At 71.9% G+C, this 15680-nt stretch carries 14 protein-coding genes and 1 pseudogene; 8 read left to right on the top strand and 7 right to left on the bottom strand.

Annotated features, from left to right (window positions below):
• Window positions 1–206 precede the first annotated feature (206 nt).
• Both ND747_RS12950 and ND747_RS12945 read right to left on the bottom strand, forming a co-directional pair.
• On the bottom strand, window positions 207–1379 hold the full coding sequence (locus ND747_RS12950; RefSeq protein ID WP_251733777.1) for a thiolase family protein: 1173 nt from the start codon (window positions 1377–1379) through the stop codon (window positions 207–209).
• A gap of 255 nt (window positions 1380–1634) precedes the next feature.
• Entirely contained in the window at window positions 1635–2402 is a 768-nt protein-coding gene (locus tag ND747_RS12945) for an SDR family NAD(P)-dependent oxidoreductase (protein ID WP_251733776.1), read from the bottom strand.
• A 360-nt stretch (window positions 2403–2762) separates the two neighbouring features.
• Between ND747_RS12945 and ND747_RS12940 the strand changes: the two genes are divergently transcribed.
• The 5 genes from ND747_RS12940 to ND747_RS29770 all read left to right on the top strand — a co-directional run bounded on the left by ND747_RS12940 (window position 2763) and on the right by ND747_RS29770 (window position 7348).
• Window positions 2763–3773: an LLM class F420-dependent oxidoreductase gene (locus ND747_RS12940; RefSeq protein WP_251733775.1), complete on the top strand. Its 1011-nt coding sequence runs from the start codon at window positions 2763–2765 to the stop codon at window positions 3771–3773.
• A 122-nt stretch (window positions 3774–3895) separates the two neighbouring features.
• On the top strand, window positions 3896–5533 hold the full coding sequence (locus ND747_RS12935) for an AMP-binding protein (RefSeq protein ID WP_251733774.1): 1638 nt from the start codon (window positions 3896–3898) through the stop codon (window positions 5531–5533).
• A gap of 327 nt (window positions 5534–5860) precedes the next feature.
• Window positions 5861–6166 (top strand): cupin domain-containing protein, encoded by a 306-nt coding sequence (locus tag ND747_RS12930; RefSeq protein WP_251733773.1) that lies wholly within the window; start codon window positions 5861–5863, stop codon window positions 6164–6166.
• Window positions 6167–6222: 56 nt separating this feature from the next.
• Window positions 6223–7107: a TIGR03620 family F420-dependent LLM class oxidoreductase gene (locus tag ND747_RS12925; protein WP_251733772.1), complete on the top strand. Its 885-nt coding sequence runs from the start codon at window positions 6223–6225 to the stop codon at window positions 7105–7107.
• Window positions 6995–7348, top strand: coding sequence for an SAM-dependent methyltransferase (locus ND747_RS29770; protein ID WP_308204620.1), 354 nt, complete (start codon window positions 6995–6997; stop codon window positions 7346–7348). Before ND747_RS12925 ends, ND747_RS29770 begins: the two co-directional genes overlap by 113 nt.
• Window positions 7349–7441: 93 nt before the next feature.
• Here ND747_RS29770 and ND747_RS12915 read toward each other — a convergent pair whose 3' ends face one another.
• From ND747_RS12915 to ND747_RS12905, 3 genes are all read right to left on the bottom strand, one after another.
• Entirely contained in the window at window positions 7442–8650 is a 1209-nt protein-coding gene (locus ND747_RS12915) for an acyl-CoA dehydrogenase family protein (RefSeq protein ID WP_251733771.1), read from the bottom strand.
• 43 nt (window positions 8651–8693) lie between these two features.
• The gene (locus ND747_RS12910) at window positions 8694–9827 is read right to left on the bottom strand and encodes an acyl-CoA dehydrogenase family protein (RefSeq protein WP_251733770.1); all 1134 of its coding nucleotides are present in this window, start codon (window positions 9825–9827) and stop codon (window positions 8694–8696) included.
• Window positions 9828–9897: 70 nt separating this feature from the next.
• Window positions 9898–10806, bottom strand: a complete 909-nt coding sequence (locus tag ND747_RS12905) for an amidohydrolase family protein (RefSeq protein WP_251733769.1) — start codon at window positions 10804–10806, stop codon at window positions 9898–9900.
• A gap of 345 nt (window positions 10807–11151) precedes the next feature.
• Here ND747_RS12905 and ND747_RS12900 point away from each other — a divergent pair, with 345 nt between their 5' ends.
• The 3 genes from ND747_RS12900 to ND747_RS29350 are packed head-to-tail and all read left to right on the top strand — an operon-like array spanning window position 11152 to window position 13993.
• A complete protein-coding gene (locus ND747_RS12900) occupies window positions 11152–12774 on the top strand; it encodes an acyl-CoA synthetase (RefSeq protein ID WP_251733768.1) in 1623 nt (540 codons plus the stop codon).
• Complete coding sequence (locus tag ND747_RS12895; protein ID WP_251733767.1) at window positions 12771–13865, top strand: TIGR03857 family LLM class F420-dependent oxidoreductase; 1095 nt, start codon at window positions 12771–12773, stop codon at window positions 13863–13865. The genes ND747_RS12900 and ND747_RS12895 overlap by 4 nt, the downstream gene beginning before the upstream one ends.
• Complete coding sequence (locus ND747_RS29350; RefSeq protein ID WP_285900436.1) at window positions 13862–13993, top strand: hypothetical protein; 132 nt, start codon at window positions 13862–13864, stop codon at window positions 13991–13993. Before ND747_RS12895 ends, ND747_RS29350 begins: the two co-directional genes overlap by 4 nt.
• Window positions 13994–14201: 208 nt before the next feature.
• Here ND747_RS29350 and ND747_RS12890 read toward each other — a convergent pair whose 3' ends face one another.
• The gene (locus tag ND747_RS12890; RefSeq protein ID WP_251733766.1) at window positions 14202–15425 is read right to left on the bottom strand and encodes an acyl-CoA dehydrogenase family protein; all 1224 of its coding nucleotides are present in this window, start codon (window positions 15423–15425) and stop codon (window positions 14202–14204) included.
• Window positions 15415–15680: pseudogene (locus tag ND747_RS12885) on the bottom strand (acyl-CoA dehydrogenase); the annotation flags it as partial. The pseudogene ND747_RS12885 and the gene ND747_RS12890, both read right to left, overlap by 11 nt.

The raw sequence follows: 15680 nt of genomic DNA, 5'->3' as shown, positions 1-15680 counted from the left end.
CCCCCCCCCCCCCCCCCCCCCCCCCCCCCCCCCCCCCCCCCCCCCCCCCCCCCCCCCCCCCCCCCCCCGCCCCCCCCGCCCCCCCCCCCCCCCCCCCCCCCCCCCCCCCCCCCCCCCCCCCCCCCCCCGCCCCCCCCCCCCCCCCCCCCCGCGGTCGTCGTTTCGTTCGGGCGGGGTTCCGGCTCAGCAGAGCGTGCGCGGACCCGTCAGAGGAGCTCGAGGACCATGGCGGCGCCCATGCCGCCGCCGGCACACATCGACACGACGCCCAGCGTCGCGCCGCGGCGGCGCAGCTCGCCGAGCATGGTGACGACCATGCGGGCGCCGGTGGCGGCGATCGGGTGGCCGAGGCTCGCGCCACTGCCGTTGACGTTGACGATCTCCGGGTTGATCCCGAGCTTGCGCACGGCCGCGACCGGCACCGAGCAGAACGCCTCGTTGATCTCGAACAGGTCGATGTCGGCCAGGGTGAGGCCGGCCCGGTCGAGTGCCTTCGGGATGGCGAGGGTGGGGGACATGCCGGTGCGGGCGGGCTCGATGCCGACGGCGGACCAGGAGCGGATCCGGGCCAGGGGGGTGAGGCCGTGGGCGGCGGCGTAGGTGTCGCTGGTCAGGGTGACGGCCGCGGCGGCGTCGTTGAGCCCGGCGGCGTTGCCCGCGGTGACGGTGCCGGCCTCCCCGAGCTCCGGGTGGATGAGCTTGAGCGAGGCGAGCCGCTCCAGCGTCGTGCCACGCCGCGGGTGCTCGTCGGTGTCGAAGCGCACGACGCTGCCGTCGGGGCGGGTGACGTCGAGCGGGATGATCTCTTCGGTGAACGCGCCCGCGTCGATGGAGGCGATCGCGCGGGCGTGGCTGTAGACGGCCCACTCGTCGACGTCGGTACGGGTCAGACCCATCTCACGGGCGGTGTTCTCGCCGACGGTGATGGACATGTCGAACGCGGGGGCGTCGGGGGTTTCGGGGTGCGACGGCGGGCGCCACAGCGTCTGGTTGCCCTCGGCGTCGAACTTGACGCCGGGAACACCATGGGTGAGGCTCTCGGTGCCGCCGGCGATGACGACCTGGTCCATCCCGGCGCGGATGCTGCCGGCGGCGATCGAGACCGCGGACAGGCCGGCCGCGCAGTGCCGGTTGTCGGCCAGGCCCGGCACGTCGGTCAGGCCGAGCCGGACGGCGACGTTGCGGGCGATCACCCCGCCGCCCTGCATCGACTCGGCGAGGACGATGTCGTCGACGTCCTGTGCCGGGATACCGCTGCGCTCGAGCACTACCGGGACGACCGCCTCGGCGAGGTCGAACGCGTCAAGGCCGACGAGGGTGCCCTTGCGGGTCCGGCCGATGGCCGTGCGGCCGGTCGAAACGATCACTGCTTCGGTCACGGGTATCCTCCTGGGGGAACCGGCAACGCGCTCGCCAACGGCACCGCCGCAGCGCGACACGCCGCCCGTCCGCGCAGATGTCGATATTGATATCGACACTAGCCAGCGCCTCTGCCACCCGCAACCGACCGGTAGCCGACCCGCGTCAGCTCCCCGGATGCCGCAGCTCCAGCCGCCACCGGGCCGCCCTCGCCGGCCTCCACGGGAGACCCGCATCAGCGAGGACGGCCCGAGCCGTCGCAGCGGCGACGGGTGCTACTTCGGGGGGAAGCGCAGCGCGCCGTCGAGGCGGATGTTCTCGCCGTTGAGGTAGGGGTTGCGCACGATCGACTCGACCAGCAGGGCGAACTCCTCCGGCCGACCCATCCGCTTGGGGAACTGGATGCTGGAGGTCAGCTTCTCCTTCAACGCCTCGGGCGCGGAGAGCATGATCGGGGTGCCCATGGTGCCGGGCGCGATCGCGTTCACCCGGATGCCGGTCGGGGCGAGGTCACGGGCCAAGGGCAGCGACATGCCGAGGATGGCGGCCTTGGCCGCGGCGTAGGCCAGCTGGCCGACCTGGCCCTCCAGACCGGCGATCGAGGCGGTGTTGACGACCACGCCCCGCTCGCCGTCCTCGGTCGGGGTGTTGTGGGCCATCGCCGCGGCGGACAGCCGGGTGACGTTGAACGTGCCGACCGCGTTGAGCTGCAGGACGCGGACGAACGCGTCCTTGTCGTGCGGCGTTCCGTCGCGGTTGAGCGTGCGGGCGGCGATGCCGCCGCCGGCGACGTTCACGACGATCGAGAACGTGCCCAGCGACTGGGCCGCGCTGATCGCGGACTGCACCACGTCGTCGTCGTTGATGTCACCGCTGACCGCGACGGCGTCCGGCCCGATGCTGTCGGCGACTTCCTTGGTGCCGCCGTCGTGCAGGTCGAAGACCACGGTCTTCACGCCGAGGCCGACGAGATGCCGCACGGTCGCGGCCCCCAGACCACCGGCACCTCCGGTGACGATCGCCGAACGTCCTGTCAGATCCACAGTGTCCTCCTGCCCGGGGACGCCGTTCCCGGCCGGGAACCCGCGTCCGTGCGTGTCCGCTGAAAGCGGGACCCATGCCCTGCCTGCTGTGGGCAGCCGCCGGTGGGGCGACCGCGGAAGTCCAATCTCGGCCGCGAACCCAGGCCATCATGAACAGCGTGACCATAACGGGTCCGGTCCTGGCGGGACAACGGACGCAGCGTCCATCCGGCCGCCACGGCGCCCGCCCACTACCGAGTCGGCCGCGGTGCGGCAGGTCCTCGTGGGCGGCGGGAGATGGGCAGCGGGAGGTGGGCAGGCAGCTCCGCGGCCAAACGTTGACATTGACATCGAGTTTTGCATCGGGCTAGCGTCGAATACGTGACAGAGGTAACGCTTGGTCTGAGCCTGGCCGGAATCCGCGGCGAGGCCGCTTCGCTGGCCGACGTGGCACGCCGCGCCGAACAGGCCGGCTACGACTCGGTGTGGACCGGCGAGGCCTGGGGCGCCGACGCCTTCACGCCGCTCGCCTTCATCGCCGGCATCACCACCCGGCTGCGGCTGGGCACCGCGATCGCGCAGATGCCGGCCCGGACCCCGGCCGCCACCGCGATGACGGCCCTCACCCTGCAGCAGCTGTCCCAGGGCCGGCTGATCCTCGGCCTTGGTGCCTCCGGGCCGCAGGTGGTGGAGGGCTGGCACGGCGTGCCCTACCACCCGCCGGTGCGGATGACCCGTGAGTACCTGGCCATCCTGCGCCAGGCCCTCGCCGGCGTCGAGAAGGTCGCCTTCGACGGATCGATCTACCAGGTGCCCTACACCGGCCCCGGGTCCACCGGCCAGGGGCGGGCGCTGCGTTCGCAGCTGCCGGGTGCACCGCAGACACCGATTCTCATCGCCGCGCTCGGGCCGAAGAACGTGGCGATGACGGTCGCCGAGGCCGATGGTCTGCTGCCGTACCTGTGGAGCCCGCGGCACTGGAAGAACGCCTGGGGTGAGGCGCTCGCCGCCGCCCCCGCGGGCTTCCAGATCGCGCCGACGGTGCTCGCCTGCGTCGGTGACGACGTCGAGGCCTGCCGCAACGAGGTCCGCCCACGGATCGCGTTGCACATCGGCGGCATGGGGTCGAAGACGAAGAACTTCTACGCCAATCTCGTCGCCCGCTACGGGTATGTCGAGGAGGCGAACCGGATCCAGGACCTGTTCCTGGGCGGCGACCGGGCCGGGGCGTGCGCGGCCGTCCCCGACGAGCTGGTCGACGACCTGGCTCTGGTGGGCCCGCCGGCGCGGATCGCCGACCAGCTCGCCGCCTGGCGGGAGGGCCCGCTGAGCACCGTGATCGTCGAGCCGACCGACCACACCATGCTGGAGGCCATCGCCGGCATCTGGTGAGACCGCCAGCGGCCGGCCGGACGGCCGAGACCGCCGGCATCCGGTGGCGCCGCCGGCTGGTGGTGAGGCAACGTGACGGTGGGAGCGGGTCCGAAGTCGACGTGGAAAGTGGGAGTACGGCCTTGGCACAGGGTGCGCAAGCAGGGACGACAGCCGCGCAGCTGCTGCGGGCACGGGCCGGGGACGACGGCCCCGGCCTGATCATCGGCGAGGACCGGTGGAGCTACCGCGAGCTGGTCGCCCAGGCCGCCCGCCGGGCGAACCACTTCGCGTCGATACGTGATCCGCAGCGTCCCCCGCACATCGGGGTGCTGCTGGAGAACGTGGCCGACTACGTGTTCTGGCTGGGCGCGGCCGCGCTGTCGGGGGCGACCGTGGTCGGCATCAACGCGACCTACCGGGGTGAGCAGCTTGGCCAGCTCGTCCGGCACACCGACTGCCAGCTGCTGGTGACCTCCGCCGGCCTCGCGCCGCTGCTCGAGGGGGTGGATACCGCGGTGGCGCCCGAGCGTGTCCTCGTCGTCGGCACCCCGGGGTACACCGCGCTGCTCGAGGCGGCGCCGGCCACACTGCCGGCCGTCGAGGTCAGCCCCGAGGACCTGTTCCTGCTGATCTTCACGTCTGGTTCGACCGGTCTGCCCAAGGCGGTGCGCTGCACCAACGGCCGCTTCGCCCGCACCGGCGGGCACGTCGCGAAGGTCACCGAGCTGCAGCGCGGCCGGGACCTGGTCTACTCACCGCTGCCGTTCTTCCACTCCAGCTCGCTGTTCACGGGCTGGTCCTCGGCGCTGAACGCCGCCGTCCCGATCGCGACGCGGCCGAGGTTCTCCGCCTCGAACACCCTGCCGGACCTGCGCCGCACCGGCGCCACGGTGATGACCTACACCGGCAAGGTGCTCAACTACATCCTCGCCACCCCCGAGCGGCCCGACGACGCGGACAGCCCGCTGCGGGTCGCGGTCGGCAACGAGGCGTCACTGCGCGACATCCGCGAGTTCGCCCGCCGCTTCGGCGCCACCGTCCGGGACAGCTACGGTTCCACCGAGGGCATCATCATCATCCGCCGCGACCCGTCGATGCCCGACGGCGCGCTCGGCAAGCCCGATCCGACCGTCCGGGTGCTCGACGCGACCACCGGACAGGAGTGCCCACCGGTGACCTTCGGTCCGGACGGGCGGCCCAGCAACCTGGACGTCGCCGTCGGCGAGATCGTCGAGACCGCGCCGACGGAGGGCTTCGAGGGCTACTACAACAACGCCGAGGCGACCTCGGCCCGCTTCCGGGCCGGCGCCTACTGGTCGGGGGACCTCGCCTACCGTGACGACGACGGCTGGCTGTACTTCGCCGGCCGTTCCAACGAGTGGCTGCGGGTCGACGGGGAGAACTTCGCCGCCGCCCCGGTGGAGGCGATCATCGGACGGTTCGCGGACGTGCGCTCGGTCGCCGTCTACGCCGTGCCCGACGATCCGGTGGGCGACCGGGTCATGGTCGCCCTCGAGCTGCGCGCCGACGCCCGCTTCGACGCCGCCGCGTTCGACGCGTTCCTCGCCGAGCAGCCCGACCTGGGCCCCAAGTGGCTGCCGTCGTTCGTCCGGGTCACGGCGGAACTGCCGAAGCTCGCCAGCATGAAGATCGACAAGATGCGGCTGCGGCGGGAGGCCTGGCAGGTCGACGGGGTGGTGTGGCGCCCGGAGCGGGGCGCCGCGCTGCGCCCGCTCGGATCCGCCGAGCGGGCCCGCCTTGACGCCCTGCTCACCTGACGGGCTGCCGGGTGCCGTCGGCTTCTACTGGCTTCCGGCAGATGGTTGCCAGCACACTGAAATCCGACAGTCTCGACAGCCCGCCGACGTCGTCCCGGCCGTCGGCCCAGATGGGAGGCACCCCGTGACGACAGAAGAGCGCACCACGAAGATGGTCTTCTTCACCGCGGCGGACGCACCGGAGCTGATGGCGGACGGGATCATGTCGCCGCCGTTGATTGCCCCGGAGGTCCGCGCGGCGGTGGACATCCCGGCCTGGGCAAACGGGCAGCACTCCACCGTGCTGTTCCGGGGCGAGGGTCCGGACGGGTTCAGCCTGGTCTACGCGTGGTTCGGCGCCGGGCACAGCTGCCCCGGCACAGCCATTCCGCCGACTGCCTTTACTACGTGCTGTCCGGCGAGATCCACATGGGTACCCGGGTACTGGGCAAGGGCGACGGCTTCTTCATCGTGGCCGGCGCACCCTACGCCTACACCGCCGGCCCGGACGGCGTCGAGGTGCTCGAGTTCCGGTCCGCGACCGCGTTCGACATGAAGATCACCGATCAGACCCCGGAGCGCTGGCGGCCGATCATGGAGTCGGCGATCGCGAACCAGGAGATCTGGGCCGCGACCCGGCCCGCCGTGGTCTGAGCTGGCACGAACGCCGCCTGGAAGACAAACGCCGCCTGGAAGACAGAGGAGATCAGATGAGTTCCGCGGGGCTGCCCGGTCCGGTCGGACTGTGGGGTGGGTTCCTCGACCGCCTGCCGGCCGCGCAGGCGGTCGAGGCCGCGCGGGAGGTCGAGGCCGCCGGAGTGGCGAGCCTCTGGCTGCCCGAGCACAGCGGCGTCGACCCGTTCGTCCGTGCCGCGCTGTACCTGTCGGCGACCACCCACCTCACGGTCGCACTCGGTGTCGCGACGATCTACGCTCGTGACCCCGAGGCGATGGTGGCCGCCTCGAGCACCCTCGAGGAGGCGTTCCCCGGCCGGTTCATCCTCGGCCTCGGGGTGAGCCACCGCAGCATGGTCGAAGCCCGCGGCCACACGTTCGGCCCCCCGCTGGCCACCATGCGGGCGTATCTCGCCGCGATGGACGCCGCGGCCGGGCAGCGTCGGCGCCCGCTGACGGTGCTCGGCGCTCTGGGGCCGAAGATGATGACACTCGCCGGTACGGCTGCCGGCGGCGCGCACACCTACTTCGCCCCGGTCCCGCACACCGCCGCCATCCGCGCGGCGCTGGGACCCGGCCGTTTCCTTGCTCCCGCCCAGATGGTGGCGCTGACCGACGACAGCGGCGCGGTCGACGGCGACGCCGTCCGCCAGTACCTGCGCTTCTGCCTCGGCCTGCCCAACTACACCGCCAACCTGGCACGCTACGGCTTCACTGACGAGGACTTCGCCACGGTCAGCGCCCCGCTCGTGGACGCCCTCGTCGTCGCGGACGACCCGGACCTGCTCGGCGAGCGGGTCAACGCACATCTGGCGGCCGGCGCCGACCAGGTCGTCCTGCAGTTCGTCCCGCCGCCGCACGCCGACGTCATCCGCAGTCGCCTGGTCGCGCGCGAGCTGGCCACCGTCACCCGCGGCTGACCGCGGCGCGGACCGCTCCCTGGACTTCGATCCGTCCGGTGACCAGGGAGCGCAGGCCTGTCGCGACCGTGGCATCCCGCTGCAGCCACGCGGCCGGGAGGATTTCGCCCGGTTCTTCACCGGGCTGGAGCTCATCGACCCCGGCATCATTGCGCTGCACCGCTGGCGTGCCGACGGCGACCGACGCGACGCGACCGACGCCGAGGTCAGCATGTACGGGGCCGTGGGTCGTAAGTCCTAGGTCCTGGCCGGGGTCGCAGCGACATCGGCCCGTGGTCCGTTTCCGCCGACCTCCGTCGACGCGGGCCTGCCGCGGGGCGGGGAACCGGGTGGGCTAGCGGGGGAGTCCGAGGCCGCGCTCGGCGATGGTGTTGCGCTGGATCTCGTCGGTGCCGCCGCCGAGGCGCAGGCCGGGGGCGAACAGCAGACGCTCGATCCAGGGCGCGGACTCGGGGTCGTCGGCCACGGTGCCGGCAAGACCCAGCACCGTCATCGCCGCCTCGGAACTGAGCCGGGCATGCTCGGAGTAGAGCAACTTCGTGACGGAGCCCGCCGCGGCGACGCGATGACCGGCAGCGATCCGGAAACGGGTGAGGTCCAGGGTGCGCTCGCGGATGACGGCGGCGGCGACGATCTCGCGTACGCCCTCGTCATCCTGCAGGCCGAGCCGGCGCACCAGGCCGATGAGCTGGGTGGACGAGCGAGCGCCGGTGCCGCCACCGATCGCGGCGCGCTCGCTGGCGAGCATGGTGCGCAGCACCGCCCAGCCGTCGCCGAGGCCACCGATGAGGCCGATCTCGGGGATGAACGCGCCGTCGATGAAGACCTCGTTGAAGTGGTATCCACCGGACATCTGCCGCAGGGGGCGGATGTCGATGCCTGGCTGCGTCATCTGCAGCGCGAAGCAGGACAGCCCCTTGCGGCCCTCCTCGCGGGTGCCGGTGCGTGCGATGAGCAGCGCGTACTCGGCGCCGCCGGCGTGCGAGGTCCACACCTTCTGACCGCTCACGGACCAGCCGCCGTCGACCGGGGTGGCCTTGGTCTGGACGTTCGCGAGGTCGGAACCGGCGCCGGGTTCGGACAGCAGCTGACACCAGGTCTGCTCGCCGCGCACGATCGGCGGCAGGTAGTGGGCGCGCTGCTCGGCGGTGCCGTGCCCGAACAGCACGGCCGGGGTCATCTCGAGGCCGACGGCGAACATCTTCGTCGACACGCCCCAGCGGGACTGTTCGGCGAGGACGACCTCGTCCTGCCACTCGGGCGCACCGTTGCCACCGCACTCGACCGGCCAGGAGGGTGCGGCGAAGCCGGCCTCGTACAGCTTGCGCTGCCAGTTCCGGGTGACCTCGACGGCGTGTTCCTCGCGCTCGTTGAACTCCTCGACGGTCTGGCCGGACACGACGTGGACGGCGGAGAAGTCCTCGGCCGAGCCGCGGCGGGGCGCGTTGGCCTCGAACCAGGCCCGCACCCGCGCGGTGAACGTGGCGCGGTCCTCGAAGTCCTCGGAGCCCGCTTCGGAGCCCGCGGCGGACGAGATCGACATCAGGTCTGTGCCTCCACCCGCCGTACTGGCGGTCAGGTAACGGTCAGTCGGTCGAAGCGGCCAGGACCAGGCCGGCGAGGCGCTGGCGATGCTGCGCGGGGGTGCCGAACAACAGCCGTGAGCTGTGCGCCCGCTTGAAGTACAGGTGCGCCGGATGCTCCCAGGTGAACCCGATCCCGCCATGCACCTGGATGTTCTCCCGGGCTGTGGTGACGAAGGCGTCACCACAGCAGCCGCCGACGAGACTCGCCGCCTCGGGCAGCTCGTCCGGGCTCTCGGCGGCGACCCACAGCGCGTGGTACGCGGCCGAGCGGGCGGACTCGACGATGATGTGCAGGTCCGCGAGCTTGTGCTTGATGGCCTGGAACGCGCCGATCGGCCGGCCGAACTGGACGCGGATCTTCGCGTACTCGACCGCCTGCTCGAGCACGTGGGCCGCCCCGCCGACCTGCTCGGCGCCGAGGGCGACGGTTGCCAGGTCGAACACCCCGGCCAGCACCGCGCGGGCCTGGCCCTCCTCGCCGACCAGCCGGGCCCCCACCGCGTCGAGGACGATGGTGGCCTGCCGGCGGGTCTGGTCGACGGTCTGCTGTGGCGTGCGGGTCACCCCGGGTGCGGCCCCGTCCACGGCGAACACCGACAGGCCCGCCCCGGTCCGGGCGAGGACGAGCAACAGGTCGGCGGTGTGGCCGTCGAGGACGTACGATGCGGCGCCGGTCAGTGTCCAGCCCTGCGCGTTGCGGGCGGCGGTGACCTGCACGGCGTCCGCGTCGGTGGCGAGGCGCGCCGACGGGGGGGCGAAGGCGAGCGTGGCGGTCGTCGTGCCGGCCGCGATGGCGGGCAGGTAGTCGGCGTTCGCCGCCTTGTCGCCGAGGGCGAGCAGAGTCGACGCGGCAAGGACCACGCTGGACAGCAGCGGGGCGCCGAACAACGTGCGCCCGGCCTCCTCCAGCACGATGCCGAGCTCGACGAACCCGTAGCCCGCGCCGCCGTACTCCTCGGGGATCGCCAGGCCGGCGAGGCCGAGCTCTCCGGCGAAACGCAGCCAGACGTCGGTGTCGTAGCCCTGGGGGGTCTCCGTCAGCCGCCGGACCTCGGTCTCGGGTGAGGTCTCGTCGAGGAAGTCGTGCACCATGCGGCGCAGTTCGTTCTGCTCATCGGTGAAAGCGAGGTTCACGAGACCTTCCTCATCAGCAGCTGCTCCGTCCGCAGTGGACTCGTCCGCAGTGGACTCGTCCGTAGTGGACTCATCCGGAAAGGCCGAGGATGCGGGCGGCGTTCTCGCGCAGGAACTTCGGCCAGACACTTTCCCTGAGCGGCAGGTCCGCAAGCTCGCGGATGATGCGGTCGAGGGTAAGTCCCATGGGGAAGTAACCGGCGTAGAGGATCTTGTCGGCGCCGCGGGTGTTGGCGTAGTCCAGGATTGCCTTCGGGTAGTACTTCGGAGCGAAGGCGCTGGTCGAGTAATAGAGGTTCGGCCATTTGATCATCAGCTTGACCGCGAGCTCGGTCCACGGTTCCGCACCGTGGCGCATCACGAAGACGAGTTCGGGGAAGTCGTACATCACCTGGTCGATGAGCTCGACGTGCTGCACCCTCGACGGCACCCGCGGCCCCGCGATCCCCACGGTGACGAACACCGGGATACCGAGCTCCACGCACTTGGCATAGAGCGGATACATCAGCGGTGCGTCGATGGCGACCTGCGGAACCCACTGGTGCGGGGCGATGTTCACCCCGCGGACGCCGAACTGCTCGTGCGCCCGCACGAGTGCCCGGACGCCCTCCATGCCCCGGTTCGGGTCGCAGGTGATCGAACCGACGAACCGGTCGGGGTGCTTGGCCAGCGCCCGCTCGGCGACCTCGGGGTTCGCGGTCAGGCTGATCAGTCCGACCTCGACGCCGTGCCGGTCCATCTCGTCGAGCAGAAACGCAATGGGGTCGACGTCCTGGCTGTGCGCGTCCGGAACGTCATGAAACATGTACGACGCCGGCATTACGAACTCTTCCCGGGACTCCCGGTCGCGGGTCGCCGCTCGGATCGACCGGTACAGCGAGTCCGGATCCTGCGGAATCCCCACCAGGGTGTCGATGATACCGAGATCCGCTGGCCAGGGCCGCCCGCCGCCGGCGGGGGGTGAGAACGTGGAAGCCACCTAGCTGCCCTTCGTGCGTCGCTGCTGGTCCGGCCGTGTGGCCACAGTAGCCTGGATTTAACCTCGATGTCGACATCAACATTGACATGCGCTAGCCTGACGCCCGTCCCCGCACCACGCAGGATGCTCACCGTGCCGGCTTCACGCTGTGCCGGTTGCACGGTGCGCCGGTCGTTGCACGGTGCGCCGGTCGTGCACGGTGCGCCGGTCGTGCACGATGCGCCGGTCGTGCGCGGTGCCAGCTGTACGCAGCGAGGGGAGCGGAGCCGGCGTGGCCGGCCAATGCACTGCGTAACCGGTCGGCGCCTGCGCGGCAGGTCGCGGATAACGACGCGTGGAGGCAGCATGTATCCCGGGAGTATCGCCGCGCTGACACCGGACAAGCCAGCGATCGTGATGGCCCGTTCCCGAGCGGTCGTCACGTACCAGGAACTGGAGCTTCGCTCCCGGCAGCTGGCCAGGCTGCTGCACGAGCGCGGCCTGCGCCGGGGAGACGCCGTCGCCCTGCTGGCGGAGAACCACGTCCGCTTCCTCGAGGTGCTGTGGGCCGCGATGCGCTCCGGTCTGTACCTGACGGCGATCAATCGCTACGGCACCCCGCCGGAGGTCGCCCACATCCTGGTCGACTCGGACGCCCGTGCGCTCGTCACCACGTCGTCGCTGGTCGAGGTCGCGGCCGAGGCGGTTGCGGGCTCGCCCGGCTGCGCGACCCGTCTGGTCCTCGCCGGGCCGACCGACCCGGCGCACCCCGACACTCCCGGCGAGGCGTGGCCCGCGGGATTCGAGTCGTACGAACCTGCGATCGCGGCGTACCCGGCGCAGCCGCTGGCCCACCAGCCGCGCGGGGACATCCTGCTCTACTCGTCCGGGACGACCGGGCGGCCGAAGGGCATCAAAAGGCCGCTGGTCGACGCCGAGATCGACGCACCCGGCGACTCGCCGGGCGCCACCCTGTGCCGCACCGTCGGCGCCATGGACGAGAACTCCGTCTACCTGTGCCCGGCCCCGCTCTACCACGCGGCCCCGCTCGGCTGGGTCCGCGGTGTGCACGAGATCGGCGCCACCGTCGTGGTCATGGAGAAGTTCGACGCCCGGGAGGTGCTCGAGCTGATCGAGCGCGAGCGGGTCACCCATCTGCAGGCCGTGCCGACCATGCTCATCCGGCTGCTGAAGTTGCCGGCGGAGGTCCGGGGCGCCTACGACCTGTCGTCCCTGCAGCGGATCATCCATGCGGGCGCCCCGTGCCCGGTCGCGGTGAAGCGGGACATCATCGACTGGTTCGGACCGATCGTCACCGAGTACTACTCGGGTACCGAGGGCATCGGCATGACCCGGATCGACTCGGCCGAGTGGCTGGCCCACCCCGGCTCGGTCGGTCGGGCCGTCGTCGGCACGATCCGGGTCTGTGGCCCGGACGGCGCGCCGCTGCCCGCCGGGCGCACGGGCTCGATCTACTTCGAGCGCGACACCTCCGTGTTCGAGTACCACAACGATCCGGACCAGACCCGCGACGCCCGTCATCCCGACCACGACACCTGGCTGTCCCTCGGCGACCTGGGGTATCTCGACGAGGATGGCTACCTCTACCTCACCGACCGCGCCGCGTTCACGATCATCTCCGGTGGGGTGAACATCTACCCGGCCGAGATCGAGGGCTGCCTGATCACCCATCCGGATGTGGCGGACGTGGCGGTGTTCGGCCTGCCCGACCCGGAGATGGGCGAGTTCGTACAGGCCGTCGTCCAACTGACGGAGCAGGCCCAGCCGTCCGCGGAGCTGGCCGAACAGCTGCGGGCGTACGTGCGGCGCCACCTGTCCGGGCCGAAGGTGCCGCGGGTGGTCGACTTCCGCGACCAGCTTCCGCGGTTGCCCACCGGCAAGCTCTACAAGGTCCCGCTCCGGCAGGAGTACCTCGACCGCCTGGCGGCGCATGCGGCGCCGCTGGGCACGGCAGGAGACGCCCAGTGACCACACCTGCGGGGCACCAGCTCAACGAGCTGGGCTTCTACGCGCTGGCCGGACACAGCGACAGCCCGCGCGATCTGGTCGACGAGGTGCGCGCGGCCGAACGGATCGGGCTCGGCGCCACGTTCATCTCCGAACGGTTCAACACCAAGGAGGCGGCCACCCTCTCCGGCGCGGCCGGCGCGGTGAGCGAGTCCATCGGCATCGCGACCGCGGCGACGAACCACAACACCCGCCACCCGATCGTGACCGCAACGGTGGCCACCACGATGCACCGGCTCACCGGCGGGCGGTTCGCGCTCGGCCTCGGCCGCGGCTTCGACGCGATGTTCCGCGCCTTCGGCCTCAACCCGGTCACCTCCGCGCAGCTCGAGGACGTCGCCGGGCTGCTGCGCCGGCTCTGGCGGGGCGAGACGGTGGTGCGCCATGACGGCCCCGCCGGCAGCTACCCGTACCTGGCCCAGGACCGTGACTTCGACGAGAACATCCCCCTGCTGCTCGTCGGGCTCGGCGAGAAGACCCTCGAGCTCGCCGGCCGGTGCATGGACGCCGTCGTGCTGCACACCTTCTACTCGGAGGCCGCGGTGCGCCGGGCGCTGGACGCGGTCGCCCGCGGTGCCGAGGCGGCGGGCCGCGACCCGGCCAGCGTGCGGGTGTGGTCGGTGCTCGCCACCATCTCCGACGAGATCCCCGAGGATCTCCGGCTGAAGAAGACCATCGGACGGCTCGCGTCCTACCTGCAGGGCTACGGCGACCTGATGGTCCGGGTCAACGACTGGGACCCGGCGGTGCTCGCCCGGTACCGGGCGGACCCGCTGATCCAGGGGTTCAAGGGTGCGATCGACGCCAAGGCCACCACGGCCGAGCTCGAGCACATCGCCACCCTGATCCCGCCGGAGTGGCTCGCGACCAGTGCCACCGGCTCGCCACGCCAGTGTGCGCAGGCCGTCGTCGGGCAGTTCGACCAGGGGGTGAGCGGCGTGATCCTGCACGGTGCCACGCCCGGTGAGCTCAGCTCGGTGGTGGACGTCTACCGGGAGATCCGGCCGAAGACCGTCCGTGACTTCCCGGCGAACCCGGGTTGGGTGGCATGAGTACCGGCTCGCGGACGGCACCTGTGGACGGCCTCCGGTTCTTCGCCCGGCGGGCGCGGGTCCAGGCGCCGCGGTACTGGCTCGCCGAACTCACCCCCGACTCGACGACCTTCACCCTCGTCCTGTAGAACTCCCACCCCGCCCGGGTCGGCAACCAGCTCGACGGCGCCACCGACGCCCTGCCCGCGGACGAACGGCGGCGCTGCGAACGGGGCCTCGTCGCCGCTTACCACGACCGCCTCGTCGAACACGGCGTCACCGACTATCCGGCCGAGGCCTGCTTCGACCGGCGGGTGGGCAGCCCGCCCGACCGGCTGGCGACTGGCCGACCGGGCGTCAGGCGCGCGGTAGGCCGAGCAGCTGGCGGCCGATGAGGCCCCGCATGATCTCCGACGCACCGCCGGAGATCGTCAGAGCCCGGCCCCAGAGGAAGTTGTGCTGCCAGCGGGCGGCGACGTCGGCGGCGCTGTCATCGATGGACACGGCGGAGTCCATGATCTCCATGGCGAGTTCGGTCAGGGCGACGTTCAGCTCGGTGTAGGCGAGTTTGCCGACCGGGCCGTCGCTGGGATGTTCGGCGTCGACGAGAATCCGCTCGACGGCGTCCCGCACGATGAGGCGGACCTCCTCGACCCGGACGAGGGCCTCGGCAAGCTTCGCCTGGACGTCCTCGTGGGCGAGGGCGACGGTGGCGTCGCCGAAGCGGGCCGCGCGAGCGATCGCGACCAGGTCGGCGTACATCCGCTCGAGCTGCACCGCGTGGGCGCCGACGAACGCCCGCTCGGACGCGAGGCCCGAGGTGACGACCTGCCAGCCGCCGCCCACCGCCCCGAGCACGTGTTCGGGGCCGACCCGCACGTCGTCGAGGAAGACCTCGCAGAACTCGGCATGGCCGGTCATCTCCCGGATGGGGCGGATGTCCAGGCCAGGCAGGGTCATCGGGATGACGAACGCGGTGATGCCGGCGTGCCGGGCGATGTCGGGGTCGGTGCGGGCGAGCAGGGTGCCCATGTCGGCCCACTGCGCGTCGGTGCTCCAGACCTTCTGCCCCGAGACGAGCCAGCCGTGACCGTCGGGCGCGGGCCGGGCACGGGTGCGCAGGGCGGCGAGGTCGCTGCCGGCCTCGGGCTCGCTGAACAGCTGGCACCAGATGTGCTCGCCGCTGCGGATCTTCGGGAGCAGCTCGCGTCGCTGCACCTCGCTGCCGAACGCGAGCAGCGAGTGCGCGGCGAGCATCACCTGATCGAGGGGACGGTAGGCGTTCCCGCGGATCAGCTCCTCCATCAGGACCAGGTCGTGGCCGGGTAGGTGCCCCGCCCGGCCGCCCCACCGCACCGGCCAGCCGGCCCCGAGATGGCCGGCGGCATACAGGGCGGCGAGCCAGGCCCGGATCTGCCTCTCGTGCTCGGCGTCGCGGGGGACCCGCACCCCCTCGGCCGACATCGGCACACCGTGCTCGGCGATGAACGCGCGGACCTCGCGACGGTAGGCGTCGAGGTCACCGCGAGCATCGAAGGCGTCATGGTGGCCGTGGCCGTGGCCGTCGATGTCAGTCGGCATCGGCCCATCCTTCGCTGTGGACGAGCGAGCGCAGCGCCGCTCGCGGGTTCGCGGCCAGCCGGGCGTTCTGCCGGACCCGACGCTCGTGGAAGTGCAGCCCGTACTCCCAGGTGAAGCCGATGCCCCCGGTGAGCTGGACAAGGTCGTGCAGCAGGTGCGGCGCACCGGAGCTGACCGACGCCCCGGCCAGCGACACCCAGCGACGGCGCTCGTCGGCGCCGGCGGCCCCGTCCGCCGCGGCCGCCCCGCTCGCCC

Origin of the sequence: Frankia sp. R82 (assembly GCF_023716925.1) — a bacterium.
Taxonomy (GTDB): domain Bacteria; phylum Actinomycetota; class Actinomycetes; order Frankiales; family Frankiaceae; genus Frankia.
This window is presented reverse-complemented; position numbering and strand designations above follow the sequence as displayed.

Coding starts and splice junctions, on each gene's coding strand:
- ND747_RS12925 (WP_251733772.1), top strand. CDS start 6,223: ATGAGTTCCGCGGGGCTGCCCGGTCCGGTCGGACTGTGGGGTGGGTTC.
- ND747_RS12915 (WP_251733771.1), bottom strand. CDS start 8,650: ATGTCGATCTCGTCCGCCGCGGGCTCCGAAGCGGGCTCCGAGGACTTC.
- ND747_RS12900 (WP_251733768.1), top strand. CDS start 11,152: ATGTATCCCGGGAGTATCGCCGCGCTGACACCGGACAAGCCAGCGATC.
- ND747_RS29350 (WP_285900436.1), top strand. CDS start 13,862: ATGAGTACCGGCTCGCGGACGGCACCTGTGGACGGCCTCCGGTTCTTC.
- ND747_RS12890 (WP_251733766.1), bottom strand. CDS start 15,425: ATGCCGACTGACATCGACGGCCACGGCCACGGCCACCATGACGCCTTC.